Source organism: Acrocarpospora macrocephala, assembly GCF_009687865.1.
GTDB classification, from domain to species: Bacteria; Actinomycetota; Actinomycetes; order Streptosporangiales; family Streptosporangiaceae; genus Acrocarpospora; species Acrocarpospora macrocephala.
On record NZ_BLAE01000029.1, the window covers coordinates 16,003 to 32,486 of the forward strand.

The window sequence follows — 16,484 nt, forward strand, 5'->3', positions numbered from 1 at the left end:
CGGCAGGCCAATTATGGCACTGCAATAGGCGAATACCCGGAGAACGTAAGCGGCTCGGCTGTCGCTGGCACGATCAGCCGAGCCCTGATCGCAAGCGAGGTGCGATCGTGAGGAAGTTTAGAGCTGCGGTCGATCGCAGACGCAAAGACCGTCGAGCGGTCCGCCAGGAGGAGCGGCGCCCGGTGACGGATCTCGTGTGGCTGCGGGAGGAACCACGGCGTGTGCGGTTCGCTCATCTGGCGCGGCCGGCGTTCGCGCTTAATGGGCAGGGGGTGTCCTGCACGCTGCGGCTGCCGGGACGGCGCGGGGAGCACGCGGTCCTGGAGATGCCGGGCGGTACCGGCGGGCTCGTACGGGTGGAGATGCGCAAGGAGACCGCTGGCTGGCGATACACCATGGGCGCCCACACCATGGGCGCCCACACCCTGGGTGGGCGCACCGTGGATGCCCACACCGTATGGGCAGCGGATGCCGACCTGGTGAGTCGCATTCTGCGGGCGGTGTCGCGGTGACGGTCATGCGGGTGATGGGGTCATTTGTCCTGCCGGGTAAGGCGTTCTCGGTCACGTTCGGGCGTGCGCTCGTGCGTGCGCTGCTGAAGCGGGAGGGCGTCGGCGAGTCGGCGGATGCGCTGCTGCTGGTATCGGAGTTGCTGGGAAACGCGCTCAAGCACTCCAGGTCCGGCATGCCGGGTGGCCGGGTGGAGGTCGCGGTGATCGACTGCGGTGACGGGGTCGTGCGGCTGGAGGTGACCGACGAGGGGTCGCAGGCGAGCACGCCGCAGGTCCGGGACGTGCCCTGCGTCCACGGAATAGGTGACGGGCTCGATGACGGAGTGCTGGCCGCCGATGGGCATGGTCTGCGGCTGGTGGAGCAGATCGCTCGCCGGTGGGGCTGGCAGGACGATGGGTCCGGCCGGATGGTGTGGTGTGAGGTGGCCCGGTGACCGCGTGGGCGTGGATTTTGGTCCAGCGGGTCACCGATGAGCTGGCCGGGCGGATCACCAGTGGTGAGCTTGCGCCGGGTGCGCCGGTGCCCACGGAGGCCGAATTACAGAACACGCACAGCATTCAGCCCGCGCAGGCGTACTGGATCTGGCGTCAGCTCCAGAAGCGGCGGCTGGCCCACATGACCCGCGGCCGGGTCCTGGTCGTCGGGCCGCCAGGTGAGCAGTGGCCGTCGATGTGGACACCGCCCATTGAGCGGCGGATCGCGGAGGTCGTCGGCGTGCTGGCCAGGCGGATCCGGGCCGGTGAGATCGCCGTGCATGAGCGGGTGGCCACCCAGGAACAGCTGCGGAGCGAGTTCGGGATCTCCCGCGAGGTGGCCACCGAGGTCAGGTACCGCCTGGAGGATCTGGGCTGGGCCTACAGCATTCCCCACTACGGCATCTTCGCGGCTCCGGCCGATGAGTGGCCCGTCCAGGGCGGCGGCGAATGACGGAGGTGCACAGCGCGGGGACGCCGCAGCTGGACAGAGCCGGTCCGGTTCCGCTGTATGTGCAGATCGCCGATCTGGTGGTGGACCAGATCGAGCGCGGGGAGCTGGGGTTGGGGGAGTTGGTTCCCACGGAGACCGAGTTGCTGCGGGCCTATCGGATTTGCCGGGGGACCGCGCGGCATGTGCATCGGGAGTTGCGCGAGCGCGGTCTGGTGTACACGGTGCCGGGGACGGGAACCTTCGTGGGGCAGCGGGGCGTCTCACCCTCGCCGTATTCGATGCCCGCGTACGTGCTGATCGCCCGTGCCCTGGCCACGCTGATCCAGGGCAGCGTGTACCCGCCCAATCGAGCGATCCCCACTCATGGCGCGCTGAGCAAGCACCATGAGGTCTGTATAGGTACGGCCCGGCGCGCGGTGAAGATGCTGCGGGAAGCGGGCTGGGCGTTTTCCTGTGGGCCGCGCGGGACCTTCGTGGCACCGTCTGATCAGTGGCCCGATCCTGGCTTGTGGCGCAAGATGATCGCGGTCGCGTGTGGCGCGGACTGGGCTGAAGACCTGCCCGGGGAAGAACCGCCGGATCTGCGCCGATGGGATGACACGTCCGCGCCGGTCGGCGGGGAGCCGGTCGTGGGCGGGCAGGGCTGCGATCGCGGTCTCGTCCACCTTAGTGATCTTCCAGCCGACGGTGAAACGAACGGTCCGCCGGGTAGCGTTTCGCCTCTCCAGCCGTTCCAGCAGCTCGTGAGTGGCACCCGCACCGCCGATCCGGGTCAGGAGCAGCGTCGATCGCCCCCGGCTCGTGCCAGGGATCCTTCCGTGTCGAGAGTCCAGCCCCGATAAGCTCCACGTGGCAGGAGCGGGTGGTGATGAAGGGGTGGCCAGGAGTGCAGGAGATCGAGGTCAAGTACCGGTTGCGCGACCTGCCCGCCCTGGAACAAAGCCTCGCTGAACGCGGACTGGTTCTCTCCGCTCCGATAACCCAGGACGATCAAGCGTACGCGCGCGTGGATTGGTCCTATGGCCAATCCAAGATCGGTGTGCCGTTCGCTCGTCTCCGTACCCAGGACGGCCGGCATCTGTTCACGGTGAAGACGCCGCTGGTCAACGAGTTGGCCTGCCTTGAGCATGAATCCGAGGTCGCTGATCGCGACCAAATGCACCAGGCGATCATTCAGATGGGTTTTCGTCCGACCGTACGGATCGTAAAGACCCGGCGGACCGCCCAGATGGCCGGGATGGAGTTGTGCGTGGACGAGGTCGAGCACGCCGGACTGTTCTTGGAGATCGAAAAAGTTCTCGACGCGGGCGAGTCTGGCGCCGTTGCTCAAGAGCGGTTGGACGCATTTGCCCGATCTCTTGGCGTGGAGCTGGAACGGACCGCCGATACCTACGATTCGCTGGTACGGGCGGCGCTGGTTTAGAACAACGGGATATCCCTGCGCTCGGCTATGTCACCTGTGTCCAGGATGGTGGCGTCGATGTTCAGTGTCAGGGTTTGGGCCGCGTGGTCGGTCAAGGCCTGGTCGCGCGTTTCGTGTAGGTAGGCGCAGGAACTGATGCGGTCGGCCAGGGCCTTGCCTACGTGGAGGTAGTCGTAGCGGTAGCCGTCTCCGGTCCGGCCGATCCAGCTGTAGGGCTGGGAGTCGGGCTGGCACTGGTCGTGGGCGTCGGCCAGTCCGTGCTCCTGGAGGGCGTCCAGGAACGCGAACTCGAACGGCAGGAAGCCCGAATGAAGGGGCCGGTGGGTGCGGGTGATCACGTTGTAGTCGCCGCCAAGCACCAGATGGTCGCGGTAGTGCGCGGGTAGTTCGGCGAGGGCGTCCACCACAGAGCCGATGAACCTCTGCTTGCGTTCGGTCTTGGCTTGGCTGCGATCCCGGGATGGCACATACAGCGCGACGACATAAGTGGCGGGACGGGTGTCCAGCAAGGCGGCGGCGACTCGGCCGGGGATGGCCACCTCGCGCAGTGGCGGCGCCTGGTCCACGACCGGTATCCGGCTGACCAGGGCGGCGCCTCGGTCGCCGACATCGGGAGTGTTGATCACTGCCCATCCGGCCTGCCGGAACTGGTCGAGCAGGTAGGTGGTGCCGGTGCCCGCGCTGGTTTCGGTCAGCAGGAAGACGTGTTCGGGCCGGGAAGCGAGCCAGCCGAGCATGCGCTCAGCGCGATCACGAGATGCCGCGCCGATGTTGACCGTGAGCACGGAGAACATGGTTCGCCCTTTCAGGTGGCCAGCAGGTCGAGCCGGTTGATCATCGCGGTGACGACGCCGTCAGGGTCCAGATCGCGGCAGTCGATGCGGAACTGCCGCCATCCGCGCCGTCCGAGGGATCGGAACGCCGCGTCGTACAGTTCCAGCTCCCGTTCCGGCGTCCCGACACGTTCAAGCCGGGAGTTGACGTGGCGTTCATTCAACCGGGTCCGAATGATCGCCGGGTCGTGTTGGAGGTAGAACGACATCTCCGGTGGCCGGGCGAAGGCGTTGTAGCGCCAGATCTCGGCCACTTCCATCCCGTCGAGTCGTTGCAGGACCAGGGAGGACTGGACGTAGCGATCGCTGATCACCATTCGGCCGCTCTGCAGGGCGGGCAGAATCTCGGCATCGAGGTGGGCGGCCCGGTCAGCCGCGATGGCCAGGGCCAGCGCCCGCCCGGTCAACCCCGATTCGCTGGAGCGCACGAGCCGCCCCAGTGGGCTGTCGGACGGTTCAGTGGTCAGATGGACGGCTGTCCCCAGCTCGGCGAGCCGTTTGGCCAGCAGCGCCGCCGAGGTTGATTTACCGACCCCGTTCGGGCCTTCCACGGCGATGAACAGCGGGGACCTCATGCCGATCGCCGGCCGATCTGGAGCAGCGGCCGGTCGCCGGTCATGGGGCACTGCTCGGCATCGACGTCCCCGATCGCCAGGCCCCGAGAGATCACCGCGGCGGGGCAGCCCTTGCCGCAGGAGCCGTTGAGGGAGCACGACCTACAGGTGGCAGTGGTGCCCATCTGGAGTATCCCGGCCAGGTCGTAGTCATCCAGCGGCCCGCAGACCTCGCCGTCCAGGATGTTGCCCACCAGGAAGTCGTCATCGGAGTAGCGCGATTGCGGGGTTCGAGCGGCGAAGACCAGATAGGGGCACACCGCTGTGGCACCATCGGCGAAGACGTACACGAGTGTGCCCGCATCGCAACCAGCGAGGGGAAGGTCGTCGTTGGGGAAACGGATGTGGACCAGGTCCACGCCGCGTTCCCGGAACTGCTCGGTGGTCTCACGGATGGCCCGCATCTTGTCATCGGCCGCGGCCATCCGGCCCTGACTTTTCACTCCCCGGCCCATCGACGACAGCGGGTTCATCAGCACGTAGGCGGCGCCCACTTCGACGGCGAACTCGCACAGCGTCGCGAACTCCTCGACGTCGGTGAGTACATTCGGAGTGGACAGCAAACCTTGCAGCAGTCCGGCCCCGGCGAACTTACGGACGGTCGCCACCGTGAGGTCGAAGGATGCGACGTCGCCCCGGAACTTGCCGTGGCTCTGCGGCCGGAATCCGTCCAGACTTACATTGACGTGAACGTTGCCCATGGTCGCCAGCTCGGCGATCTGCTCATCAGAGGTGCGGGTGGCGTTGGTGCAGATCCCTACCGGTATCCCGAGGGCGGCGAGGTGGCGGCAGATTTCCATGATGTCGGGATGCACGAACGGCTCGCCGCCGGTCAGGGTGATCCGCTCCACCCGGGCACGTCGCAGACGGGGAATGACCTTTTCGACCAGATCGGTGTAGGAGATGTCGCGGCCCTCTTTGATGGAGGACACGAAGCAGTGCGCGCAGTGAAGATTGCAGCGCTCGCTGATCTGTATGAGGGCCTTGCGACCCTGGCCGCCGACCGAGGTCCTGAAATAGCACGAGCTAGCTGAGGTTTCGACGATCAGGGACTTCCGCACGATCAACCTCCCCAGAGGGTTCACGAATCGGTGATTTCAGCGGCCTCGAAGGCCGCTTCGCCGCATTGGGTATTCACACCCACCTCCTTCCTAGGCCAGCACCTGGAAGATGCGATGAAAGTCCCCGAAAGGGGGGACAGTGAACACCCAGCCTTCCTGGCGCCTAGTCGGCCGCCTGTCCAACTTCATGACATGGATGGGGACCCAAGCACGGCTGGCTCGTTGATCCGCTGTATCCCCCGGGGGTGGTCGGGCCGCCTACCGGCCGGGCTCCGAACTCGGGCGGGTAGGTGACCTTTCCACGTCTTGGGGCGGCTCGGGCCACAGGTGCGGAGGTGCCACGAAAGTTCCCCGATAGGGCACGGTTATCACCCAGTTGTCCTGTCGCAGTGATGCGCTGATGGGGAACCGGCGGCGCAACGGGAGCCCGATGCCAGAGAAGGTCGGCATTGAGCGTCACCTGCGGTATGTCGTCGTTCGGGGGCATAGATCGACGGTAGGAACGGCTGAAGCCGATCGCCAGTGTGTTGCGGAATGTTGCGCTATTTCGTAGGGGCGAGGTCTTCGATGGCGGCTCTAACCAGACAGCGAGCTGACTCGTCGTAGACCGAGACGCGTCCCAAGAGATCGAACATTCGTGTGTACAGTTCGATCTCACTCGGCATGGTCACCTCGATTGAGGCGGTTGGAGTCTCCATCAGAACTAGTCGCTCGTCATAGATCCAGAAGCCCATGGATGCTACACACGGGCGTTCGATCATCATGGGAATGATCCCAAGCCTGACGTTGGGCAACGATTCGACCGTCAAAATTCGCTCTAGTTGGCCAATCTGAGTCGCCGAATCGCCGAACCACGTCCGCAATGCCTGCTCCTCAAGCAGCACCTCAAACCGCTTCTCGGTTCGATAGATGATCTTCTGGCGAGACATACGAGCTTCTACGGCCTCGTCAAGGTCGTTCGGAGTATCGAGAAAGTCGATCCAAAACCTCAGCATGGCCGCGGCGTAATCCGGTGTCTGAAAGAGTCCAGGAATGACGTTGTGTTCGTAGATCCGAAATCGGTTCGTACGCTCATACAACGGCACTGATGTCCGCATAAGCTGTTTCATCCCAGCGCGCGTCCGCCGTTTATGCTCCTGATACATCGATTCGAGGGCACGGACGCTAGCTAGTAGGTCAGGAACCTGATCTTCCGCATCGCAGATCTGGCACCAGAGGCGAATCTCCTGCTCGGTTGGTGTCTTGGCAGCGTTCTCCAGCCGACTGACTTTGGTGAAGTGCCAACCAGTTGCATCGGCGAGGGCGCGGCCCGTGATGCCAGCACCCTTACGTATTTCTCGAAGTCGATTGCCGAGATTCTCAGCGGCCTGTTTAGCCGGGCTAAGTGGGCGAGTACTCACGGTGTGGGATTGCAAGCTTCCAGACAGCCTCGAAGGCATCCATACAGAGGGCTACATCACCCTGATCAGTGGAGAGCGTCATATCCACGATCAGGCCGTTGCCAGAATAGTGCAAGAAAATGACCCGTTCACCATCGACTAGGTAGAAGTCGTTGCCCGGCAGTGGGATCGATGAGACGAGTCGTCGGGGTACCCAGCGGATGTCTTCTCCAGCGTTGACCATGGGATACGCAATGCTGTACGACCATCTCTGATAGTCGCTGAGCGGCTCCGATACGATTCGTGCCCTACGAACGGCCCTGCCAGCCTTGGTGTGTTGCCGAAGCGTTGAGCACCACCCCTCAAGCCACTCAAGGTCATCAGGCTCTCCCGCAGCCCACTTGGCCATGTAGGGGAGTTCGGTTTCTGTCCCATACGCGTCTCTCATCTCCAGGTGTACGGCGCTGCTCTCGATCGCGTCGAGCAACGCTGTGAACTCCTGGTCCGTGATGCTCACGAACCGTCCTGGAGGAAGAATGGAACAAGCCTGTCAGGGATTTCGACCGCGTCCTCCCCCTCGGGGATGTTCATCTTTCGTCGAACCTCCGGATCCATGATCGACCAGCCCTGTACGACCCAACTCCCACGGTCGGTCTTGTAGAGGGTGGGGCTCTGGTTCGGGTTGCTGCCAGGGTCCTTGGCCACGAACGTTATCTCCATCGTCCGACTCTCCCTCGCACCGTTGCGGAATGTTGCGCAATTACCGGTTGATCGTGGCTTTAGAGCTGGCCGCCGTCAAGGCTCCTCTGGAAACGATCAGCGTTCTGATCCGCCATAGGCGGGGCGTCACAGGACTTAGGTATCCGTCAGCTGAAATGTCGCGCCTTGCTGGACTATGTCTCCATAGGGGGTTCGAGGACGAGAAGTTCGCCCATGTCATCACAACGCTCGCGTCGGCGGTGAGGATCCCCTCGGCTTAGACGCACGTCTCGTACAGCATCCGCTACGGCGACCTCGTCAGCAGGGCGGCCAGGCGGGCTCTGCGCGCGGGGATCGTCATCGACGTGGCGTGGAGCGGGCATGACCCACAGTAACGACTACGCTTTGGTCGTCCCCGCACTCGTGGGGATGAGCCCCTTGCCATATCGCTTCGAGCCTGGGAACCCCGGCAGGATGATCGTGTGACTCGAGAAGAGGTGGGACTTGTGGACGATCGGTTGCTGGAATTGCGGGTGCGGAACTTCCGAAGCCTGCGAGATATCACGCTGCCGCTCGGGCCCGTGAACGTGATGGTCGGGCCGAACGGCGCCGGAAAAACGAATGTGCTCGAAGTCTTCCGATTCCTCGCTGACATCGTGAGAACGGACTTGGAGCCGGCACTCGAACGCCGGGGCGGTCTTGAGTCACTTCTGTTCCGCGGCGACCGAGCTGATGACTTTCTTCAGATCGACCTTAGCGGCACCTGGGACGCCCAGACTGTGGCCGGTCACTATACGCTCAGACTTACCGGCCCTGTCCTGGCCCGCGAAGAGCGATTCGTTTTCGATTTCGCGGACGGAACCCGGAGACTGACCCGGGTGGAAGGGGCTAGCGCGTCGATGGAGACGCTCGCATCGGATGGTTCAGTGCGTGAAATCCTCACACCTCCTCCTTTCCGGCTTGACGAGAGTCGGCTTGGTGAAGCCGCTCTAGGCATCCATCCTCTCAGCAGTGGCCTTTCCACGCTCTCTCGACTGGCCCCCGGGATGGTGGGCGGTGCGCAAGTGCGCTCACTCGCTGACTTCTTGGACTCCTTCAAAATAGTGCAGATTGACGTGGAAGCAGCGGCCAAGCCCTCGCGCGTGCGGGGGGCCAAGTTCTCCGCGATTGACTCGGACGCTTCCAACCTGGCCATTTCTCTCTTGTCGCTGTCGGCCACGGAGGCTTGGGAGTTCCTTGTGGCTGACGCCGTCGCGGTGCTGCCACAGTTGGAGGACATCGACTTCGAGCACCCGTCAGGCCCGGCTCGTGAAGTGGTGGTCGTCCTACGCGAAAGGGGCTTGCGTGACCCCACCCAACTCGCGGACGCCTCGTACGGAACGATCCGCCTGTTGAGCCTGCTGGCACTTCTCTACGACCCGAGGCCTCCCGCGCTGACGTGCATTGAGGAAATCGACCACGGGCTTCACCCGCAGGCCCTGGAACTACTGGTCGACCGCATACGCGAACAAAGCAAGCGCACCCAGTTCCTCATCGCGACGCATTCTCCAGCATTCGCCAGCCGCCTGACGCCGGATGAACTCATCGTGTGCGATCGATCAGCCGACGGATCTTCGGTCATACCCGCGATCTCAAATGAGAAAGTAAAAGAGATCGTCGCGGCCAGCGAAGGGCTGCCTGTCGGGTCGAACCGTTAGTGGACCCAATTGTGCGGTGACGCGACCCGATGTTGCTCGGAACACTTGCGCCGACCCGCACACCCCTGAACGCGACGCGCCTGGCCGGGCGCCGGTCATGATCTGCGATGATCGTGTGCCTGCCGGGAGTACCAGCTTGCCGTTGTGGCCATCGAGTGCGGTCCTGAAGATCTCGATCAGTGTGGCGAGTTCGCCGATGCGCCCTCATGAGACACGTTGTCGTTACGGCTAGGTCAAACGGCAGCGGGAACGTACGGTGTGGTCGCTAGCATCCCCGCATGTCCGGATTTGTCCGCTATGTGCTGGTTGGTCTGTTGGCTGGTTCGGGGGCGACGTACCTTGCGCCGGGGAGTGTGGTGGCGGCCGCACCTTGCACCACGCGGTACCAGGATGAGACGGCTGCGGAAGAAGCTCGGCGTGAGTTGGTCGTGGAGTTGGGTGAGCTGGTCGCTCATCGGCCCGGACAGATCGCGGTCATGGTCAAGGATCTGATCACTGGGGCGACCGTTGGCTATAGGTCCACCCGGAAGGATCAGATCACGGCTAGTGGGAGCAAGGTGGACATCCTGCTCACGCTGTTGCGCCAGGCTCGGGCGGAGCACCGGGAACTCACGGCCGCTGAGCAGGCCAGCGCCGAGGACATGATCCGCCACAGCGACAACCGCGCAGCCGATGACCTCTACCGCCGGATTGGCGGGGCCGCCGGGCTGGAGAGCACCTATCGGCAACTCGGCTTTACCGATACCGCGCCCGGCCCCAGCCACTTCTGGGGCGGCACCACCACCAGCCCAGCCGATCGGGTACGCCTGCTCACCGCCCTGGTCAAGGGCAGCCCGGGGCTCGCCCTGGAGGACCGGGCCTATGCGCTGGCCCTGATGGAGCAAGTCGAGCCCGCCCAGAAGTGGGGGATCAGCGCGGGAGCCCGTCCGGGGGACCGGGTCGCGCTCAAGAACGGCTGGACGCCGCGCCCGTTTGTCCACGACACCTGGGCGGTGACCAGCTACGGCCGAATCTTCGGTCCCGGCCGTGACTTCCTGATCTCTGTCCAGTCCGACATCCAGCCCAGCATGGAATCAGGCGTCTTCACAATCGAGCAAATCAGCAAACTCATCTCCAACCGCCTCCCTGCTCTCGACCCGGACCGCCCCTGCCCACCCCTTCTGACCCTCGACCGCGCAGCCCGGCTCGTCCGTGGCTAGCCACCAACTCCGATCACCTGTCCGCGACCGCGAACAGGACCGACGATCTGGCCCGATGCCACCACCATCGAAGATCGCGGATCTTACGATACGACCATGCGATTCACCCCCTTCGTGGCTGTTTGCACACTCTCCTGGCTTCTGCTCTCGGGTACGGCCGAGGCGGCCTCCTACCCCATCAGGGACCCCACCCTCACCAAGAACCGGCTGTACCGCACCGGCACGATCAAGCCCATCCGATGCCCGGAGAAGGACATCAGGCCGAACGACGTCAATTCCGCCAAGCGGTATCTGACATCAGTGTTGAACTGCCTGAATGCCTCCTGGGGAGCCCATTTCAAGAAAGCGGGATTACCCTTCGCCAAGGCCAAGATCGGATTCATTACCAAACCGCGGCGTTTCTGCGGTTCCTCCTGGGGAAAGGGCACCGCTGGGCGTTACTGTGATAAGGAACGCCGCTTTCTCGTCCATCTGGAGGGCACCCTTCTCACGGATCCTTCCGACCTGTTCCTCTTCAGCCTCGCGGCCCACGAGTACGGGCATCATATTCAGAACATCACCGGGCTGAGCCAGGCATTCATCGATCACCCGTACAAAGGGAAGAGCGAACTGAATGAACAGCTGCGCCGTAACGAACTCCAGGCCGAGTGCCTGGCCGGTGCCTTCATCGGCAGTGTCTGGGACTCATTGAACCGCACGACAGACGACTGGGATTTCCTCCTCGATCTCAATCGCAGAGGCGGCGACGAATACACCAAGGATCACGACCACGGAAAGGGTCGCAATATCGCGGCCTGGCTCGATCGAGGCTTCAAAGCGGCCGCACCTGCGGCTTGCAACACCTGGGTGGCCGCCTCTGCCAAAGTTTCGTGAGCGGATCCACGATCCCGCAGACGTGATCAGGCGAACAGATCGCCTCGCGCGATGTCGTCACGGGTCAGCTGGGTGTACTCAGCCAGTTCATCGGTCTCGAGCGCTCGTTTGGCATCCCGCAGTTGCCGGGCGATCTCTCGTCGTTGCTCGGCGTTCCTGAGCCGCCGGAGGTCTTCCACATCGGACTTGGGAACCAACGCCATGCCGAGGCTGTCAGCCGCGGCGGCCAGCGCCTTGTCATCGACCTGAATGCTGGTAGTCGCCATGTAGTTCCTCCCTAGAGTCTCCCTAGTATCACTGCGGCGACCAGGCTGCATGGGTCGCGTCTGCGGAGAGGGTTCTCGCCGTGGCTTCGGCCCGGCCCTCGATCGGGGTGCTGGATGTCGAGGTGGCCGGCGCGTGAGTGTGCCTCCCGAACGGAGGACGTCTTACGCCTTGACCATCGCGGGCGCGACCGCCGAAGGCTGCTTACAGAGAGCTTCCCCTTAATTCCTACCTGGACAATATGAATTATTCATGCCAGGATTCACCCATGGATGCCCTGACCGAGCGTCGCTACATCGATCTGCTCCGCGTCTGCAGCGCCGCCTGTTGATATGCCGCGCACCCCCGTCGGCCACATCACCCAGGCACCTAAAGGAGAATCCCGATGTCCCAGGCGAACGTCATCGACTTCGTCCCGCGTCCCGCTCACGAACCGATCGTGGATGACGGCACCGTGCTCGGTGTCATCCCGGTCCCCGGCACCGATTCGGCGCTTGTCATCGTCAGCCACCTGGTCACCGCACCGCGTACAGAATCGCGGGCGGAACCCGAGCTGGCGCCGCGCCGCCGGGACGACCTGGTGATCGACCGTGACACCCGCACCGTCCGCCTGGACGGCGCCGTGGTCGAACTGACCTACCGCGAGTTCGAGCTGCTCGACTATCTGGCCGCCGCGCCCGGCCGCGTCTACAACCGCAAACAGCTCATGGCCGCAGTCTGGGACCGGTACGGCGACGACAACGCCCGCACGATCGACGTGCACATTCTCCGTCTGCGCCGCAAACTCGGACGGCACGCGGAGCGGATCATCACCGTGCGCAACGTAGGTTACAAGTACCAAGTTTCGCCCCGCTGACGCGCCCGGAGAAAACGATTGGCGGTGCCCAGGGGCGGGTTGCCTATCCTTGAGGACGGAATGAATACGCTCTCCGACCTCCAGGGCCGCCTGCCCCACCTGATGTTGCGCGATCAGCGCAGGCTGGGCCGCCGCCTCGACGGCATGCGCAAAGTCCGCGACCCGAAGGCCCGGCAGGCCATCGCCGCGCAGATCTCCGGCGAACTCGACGTCGCGGAACAGCGGGTCGCGGTCCGGCGCGCCGCCGTTCCCCTGCTCACCTATCCCGACCAGCTGCCGGTCAGCCAGCGCAAGGACGACATCCTGGCGGCGATCAGGGACCACCAGGTCGTGATCGTCGCGGGCGAGACCGGTTCCGGCAAGACCACCCAGCTGCCGAAGATCTGCCTGGAGCTGGGCCGGGGTGTGCACGGCCTGATCGGGCACACCCAGCCACGCCGGATCGCGGCCAGGACCGTCGCCGAGCGCATCGCCGAGGAGTTGGACATCCCGCTCGGGGAGGCGGTCGGCTACAAGGTCAGGTTCACCGACCATTCGAGCGACGGCACCCTGGTCAAACTGATGACGGACGGCATCCTGCTGGCCGAGATGCAGACCGACCGGTTCCTCTCCCAGTACGACACACTGATCATCGACGAGGCCCACGAACGCAGCCTCAACATCGACTTCATTCTCGGGTACGTCAAGCAGTTGTTGCCCAAACGCCCCGACCTCAAGGTCGTCATCACCTCGGCCACGATCGACCCCGAACGGTTCTCGCAGCATTTCGGCGGCGCGCCGATCGTGGAGGTGAGCGGACGGACGTACCCGGTGGAGGTGCGCTATCGCTCGATCGACGAGGATCAGGACGACCAGACGCAGGCGATCGTGGACGCGGTCGACGAGCTGAACCGGGAAGGCCCGGGGGACATTCTCGTCTTTCTCAGCGGGGAGCGGGAGATCCGCGACACCGCCGACGCGTTGAAGGGCCGCCGCGAGGAGATCCTCCCGTTGTACGCGCGACTGTCGGCGGGCGAGCAGCATCGCGTGTTCCAACGGCACACGGGGCGGCGGATCGTGCTGGCCACCAACGTGGCCGAGACGTCGCTGACGGTGCCGGGCATCAAGTATGTGATCGACCCTGGGAATGCCCGTATTTCGCGGTATAGCCACCGGCTGAAGGTGCAGCGGCTGCCGATCGAGCCGATCTCGCAGGCGTCGGCCAACCAGCGGAAGGGGCGCTGCGGGCGTACGTCCGATGGGGTGTGTATCCGGCTTTATGCCGAAGAGGACTTCGTTGGGCGGCCGGAGTTCACGGATCCGGAGATTCTCCGTACCAACCTGGCGAGTGTCATTCTGCAGATGACCTCGCTCGGGCTGGGGGATATCGCGGCGTTTCCGTTCGTGGAGCCGCCGGACAGCCGGCAGGTGAAGGATGGTGTCAACCTGCTGCATGAGCTGGGCGCGCTGGACGCGAAGGGCGGGCTGACGCCGCTGGGGCGGAAGCTGGCGCAGCTGCCGGTGGACCCGCGGCTGGCTCGGATGGTGCTGGAGGCTGACCAGAACGGCTGCGTGCGCGAAGTGATGATCATCACGGCGGCGTTGTCGATCCAGGATCCGCGCGAACGTCCGGCCGACAAGCAGCAGGCCGCCGACGAGAAGCACCGCAGGTTCGCGGACAAGGAGTCCGATTTCCTCACTTATGTGAACCTGTGGCGGTATCTGCGGGAGAAACAGCAGGAGCTGTCCTCCAGCGCGTTCCGGCGGCTGTGCAAGGCCGAGTTCCTCAACTACCTGCGGGTTCGCGAGTGGCAGGACATCGACAGCCAGTTGCGGCAGGTCGCCAAGACCCTCGGCGTCACGCTCAACAGCGCCGACGCCGACCCGCAGCGGGTGCATCTGTCGCTGCTGGCCGGGCTGCTGTCGCATATCGGCGTCAAGGACGTGGCCAAGAAGGAGCAACCGGGGCAGCGGCGGCCGCTCACCGAGTATGTCGGCGCTCGCAACGCCCGCTTCGCGATCTTCCCTGGGTCGGCGCTGGCCCGGAAACAGCCGCAGTGGGTGATGTCGGCAGAACTGGTGGAGACGTCCCGGCTGTGGGCGCGGGTCAATGCCAAGATCGAGCCGGAGTGGGTCGAACCGCTCGCGCAGCATCTGGTCAAACGCGCCTACAGCGAGCCGCACTGGGAGAAGGACCAGGCCGCGGTGATGGCCCTGGAGAAGGTGACCCTTTACGGCGTTCCCATTGTCACCGAGCGCAAGGTGAACTACGGCCGGATCGATCCCGAACTGTCGCGTGAGCTGTTCATCCGGCGCGCGCTGGTGGACGGCGACTGGCGGACGCACCATCCGTTCTTCCACGAGAACCGGAAGCTCCTGCAGGAGGTCGAGGAGCTGGAGGAGAAGGCCCGCCGCCGCGACATCCTGGTCGACGACGAGACCCTCTTCGACTTCTACGATCAGCGCATTCCGGCCGAGGTGGTGTCCGGGCGGCATTTCGACAGCTGGTGGAAGAAAGCGCCCGACAAGACGATTCTCACGTTCTCGCCGGACATGCTGGTCAACGAGAACGCCGATGTCAGCGCCCGCGACTATCCGGACGTGATCCGGCAGAGCGGGCAGCGCATGAAGCTGAGCTACCAGTTCGAGCCCGGCACCGAAGCCGACGGCGTCACCGTGCACGTGCCGTTGCAGGTGCTCAACCAGGTCAACGGAGCGGGCTTCGACTGGCAGATTCCCGGCCTGCGGGAGGACCTGATCACCGCGCTGATCCGGTCATTGCCCAAGCATCTGCGGCGTAACTTCGTGCCCGCGCCCAACTTCGCCAAAGCCGTGCTGGACCAGGTGACACCGGGCAGCGAGCCGATCCTGGACGCGCTGGAGCGCGAGTTGCACCGAATGACCGGGGTGGTGATACCCCGGGAGGCGTGGAGCATGGAGCAGGTGCCCGACCACCTGCGCGTGACCTACCGGGTGGTGGACGAGCGCAAACGGCCGGTCGCCGAGGACAAGGATCTCGACGCGCTGAAACGCCGGCTCGCGCCCAAACTCCGAGCCACCCTCTCCGAGGCCGCCACCGGCCTAGAACGCGAGGGCCTGACCTCCTGGACGATCGGGACGCTGCCGAAGGTGTTCGAACAAGGCCGATTGCGGGCTTATCCGGCGCTGGTCGATCGCGGCGACACGGTCGCGGTGAGGATGTTCGAGACGCCGGCCGAGCAAGAGCGCGCCATGTGGGCGGGCACCCGGCGACTACTCCTGCTCAGCACCCTCAACCCCGCCAAATCCATCCTTCGCGGCCTCACCACCACCCAGAAACTCGCTCTAAGCCGCAGCCCGCACGGCGGCGCCACCGCCCTCTTCGACGACTGCGCCGCCTGCGCCGCCGACAAACTCATCAAGGACGCCGGCGGCCCCGCCTGGGACGAACAGTCGTTCACCCGCCTCCACGACCACCTCAGATCCGACCTGTACGCGACGACCCACGACGTCGTCACGAAAGTCGAACGCGTGCTCGCCCTCTGGCACACCGTTCAGAACGCCACCAAAGGCCCCGCCGACGCCGTGGCCGACATCAAGGACCAGCTAGGCAACCTCGTCTTCCCCGGCTTCGTCACCGCCACCGGCCACGCCCGCCTCCCCGACCTCCAGCGCTACCTCAAAGCCATCGAACGCCGCCTGGAAAAACTCTCCGACGACCCCCACCGCGACCGCGAATGGATGTTCAAAGTCCACGACATCGAAGACGACTACCGCGACCTGGTGGACAAACTTCCCCCCGCCCGCCGCGACACCCCCGCCGTCAAGGACATCCGCTGGATGATCGAAGAACTCCGCGTCAGCTTCTTCGCCCAGCAACTCGGCACACCCGTCCCCGTCTCGGAGAAACGCATCAGAAAGGCGATGGAGCAACTGTAGGAAGCCGTTCCAGGTTGCCCGCCGTTATCCGGCGCCGTTTACGTCCGCGCTGGTCCTCGCCGTCCCGGCGCCAAGAGGGGCTGGCGCCGTGCGGGTGCCAGCTCCTCTGTGAAATGGCGTCAGCTGCGGTTCGTGGTCCGTCCGCAGATCTGGGTGCCGGGCGGCAGTGCTTGGGGGTCGGTGTCTTGGCTGGGTCGGCGGCGTCGTGGGAGTTCTGATTAGGGTGGGTCCGGAATGTTCTGAGGGGGA

Annotated in this window: 17 protein-coding genes; 10 read left to right on the plus strand and 7 right to left on the minus strand. The window is 64.6% G+C overall.

Annotated features, from left to right (window positions below):
* Positions 1–182: 182 nt before the first annotated feature.
* The 5 genes from Amac_RS24450 to cyaB are packed head-to-tail and all read left to right on the plus strand — an operon-like array spanning position 183 to position 2,863.
* Complete coding sequence (locus Amac_RS24450; protein ID WP_155356731.1) at positions 183–512, plus strand: hypothetical protein; 330 nt, start codon at positions 183–185, stop codon at positions 510–512.
* A 5-nt stretch (positions 513–517) separates the two neighbouring features.
* A complete protein-coding gene (locus Amac_RS24455) occupies positions 518–946 on the plus strand; it encodes an ATP-binding protein (RefSeq protein ID WP_246268670.1) in 429 nt (142 codons plus the stop codon).
* A complete protein-coding gene (locus tag Amac_RS24460) occupies positions 943–1,440 on the plus strand; it encodes a helix-turn-helix domain-containing protein (RefSeq protein WP_155356733.1) in 498 nt (165 codons plus the stop codon). Before Amac_RS24455 ends, Amac_RS24460 begins: the two co-directional genes overlap by 4 nt.
* Positions 1,437–2,282: a GntR family transcriptional regulator gene (locus Amac_RS24465; RefSeq protein ID WP_155356734.1), complete on the plus strand. Its 846-nt coding sequence runs from the start codon at positions 1,437–1,439 to the stop codon at positions 2,280–2,282. The genes Amac_RS24460 and Amac_RS24465 overlap by 4 nt, the downstream gene beginning before the upstream one ends.
* Before the next feature lie 44 nt (positions 2,283–2,326).
* Entirely contained in the window at positions 2,327–2,863 is a 537-nt protein-coding gene (gene cyaB, locus Amac_RS24470) for a class IV adenylate cyclase (RefSeq protein ID WP_155356735.1), read from the plus strand.
* Here the strand turns inward: cyaB and Amac_RS24475 are convergent.
* The 6 genes from Amac_RS24475 to Amac_RS24500 form a co-directional block, all read right to left on the minus strand.
* The gene (locus Amac_RS24475; protein ID WP_155356736.1) at positions 2,860–3,657 is read right to left on the minus strand and encodes an endonuclease/exonuclease/phosphatase family protein; all 798 of its coding nucleotides are present in this window, start codon (positions 3,655–3,657) and stop codon (positions 2,860–2,862) included. The two genes, cyaB and Amac_RS24475, sit on opposite strands and share 4 nt — an antisense overlap.
* Positions 3,658–3,668: 11 nt before the next feature.
* Positions 3,669–4,271, minus strand: coding sequence for a dTMP kinase (gene tmk, locus Amac_RS24480; protein ID WP_155356737.1), 603 nt, complete (start codon positions 4,269–4,271; stop codon positions 3,669–3,671).
* Positions 4,268–5,371: a radical SAM protein gene (locus tag Amac_RS24485; RefSeq protein ID WP_155356738.1), complete on the minus strand. Its 1,104-nt coding sequence runs from the start codon at positions 5,369–5,371 to the stop codon at positions 4,268–4,270. Before Amac_RS24485 ends, tmk begins: the two co-directional genes overlap by 4 nt.
* A 542-nt stretch (positions 5,372–5,913) precedes the next feature.
* Entirely contained in the window at positions 5,914–6,771 is an 858-nt protein-coding gene (locus tag Amac_RS24490) for a helix-turn-helix domain-containing protein (RefSeq protein WP_155356739.1), read from the minus strand.
* Positions 6,752–7,267 carry a DUF6879 family protein gene (locus Amac_RS24495; protein WP_155356740.1) on the minus strand — a complete coding sequence of 172 codons (516 nt, stop codon included), beginning with the start codon at positions 7,265–7,267 and terminating at the stop codon, positions 6,752–6,754. The genes Amac_RS24490 and Amac_RS24495 overlap by 20 nt, the downstream gene beginning before the upstream one ends.
* Complete coding sequence (locus Amac_RS24500) at positions 7,264–7,470, minus strand: hypothetical protein (RefSeq protein ID WP_155356741.1); 207 nt, start codon at positions 7,468–7,470, stop codon at positions 7,264–7,266. The genes Amac_RS24495 and Amac_RS24500 overlap by 4 nt, the downstream gene beginning before the upstream one ends.
* Before the next feature lie 485 nt (positions 7,471–7,955).
* Between Amac_RS24500 and Amac_RS24505 the strand changes: the two genes are divergently transcribed.
* From Amac_RS24505 to Amac_RS24515, 3 genes are all read left to right on the plus strand, one after another.
* The gene (locus Amac_RS24505; protein WP_155356742.1) at positions 7,956–9,146 is read left to right on the plus strand and encodes an AAA family ATPase; all 1,191 of its coding nucleotides are present in this window, start codon (positions 7,956–7,958) and stop codon (positions 9,144–9,146) included.
* A gap of 278 nt (positions 9,147–9,424) precedes the next feature.
* Complete coding sequence (locus Amac_RS24510; protein WP_155356743.1) at positions 9,425–10,345, plus strand: serine hydrolase; 921 nt, start codon at positions 9,425–9,427, stop codon at positions 10,343–10,345.
* Between the two features lie 96 nt (positions 10,346–10,441).
* Entirely contained in the window at positions 10,442–11,218 is a 777-nt protein-coding gene (locus tag Amac_RS24515; RefSeq protein WP_155356744.1) for a neutral zinc metallopeptidase, read from the plus strand.
* A gap of 26 nt (positions 11,219–11,244) precedes the next feature.
* Here Amac_RS24515 and Amac_RS24520 read toward each other — a convergent pair whose 3' ends face one another.
* Positions 11,245–11,484 (minus strand): hypothetical protein, encoded by a 240-nt coding sequence (locus Amac_RS24520; RefSeq protein WP_155356745.1) that lies wholly within the window; start codon positions 11,482–11,484, stop codon positions 11,245–11,247.
* A 383-nt stretch (positions 11,485–11,867) separates the two neighbouring features.
* Here Amac_RS24520 and Amac_RS24525 point away from each other — a divergent pair, with 383 nt between their 5' ends.
* On the plus strand, positions 11,868–12,338 hold the full coding sequence (locus Amac_RS24525) for a winged helix-turn-helix domain-containing protein (RefSeq protein WP_155356746.1): 471 nt from the start codon (positions 11,868–11,870) through the stop codon (positions 12,336–12,338).
* A gap of 60 nt (positions 12,339–12,398) precedes the next feature.
* A complete protein-coding gene (hrpA, locus tag Amac_RS24530; RefSeq protein WP_155356747.1) occupies positions 12,399–16,235 on the plus strand; it encodes an ATP-dependent RNA helicase HrpA in 3,837 nt (1,278 codons plus the stop codon).
* The last annotated feature ends 249 nt before the right edge of the window (positions 16,236–16,484 follow it).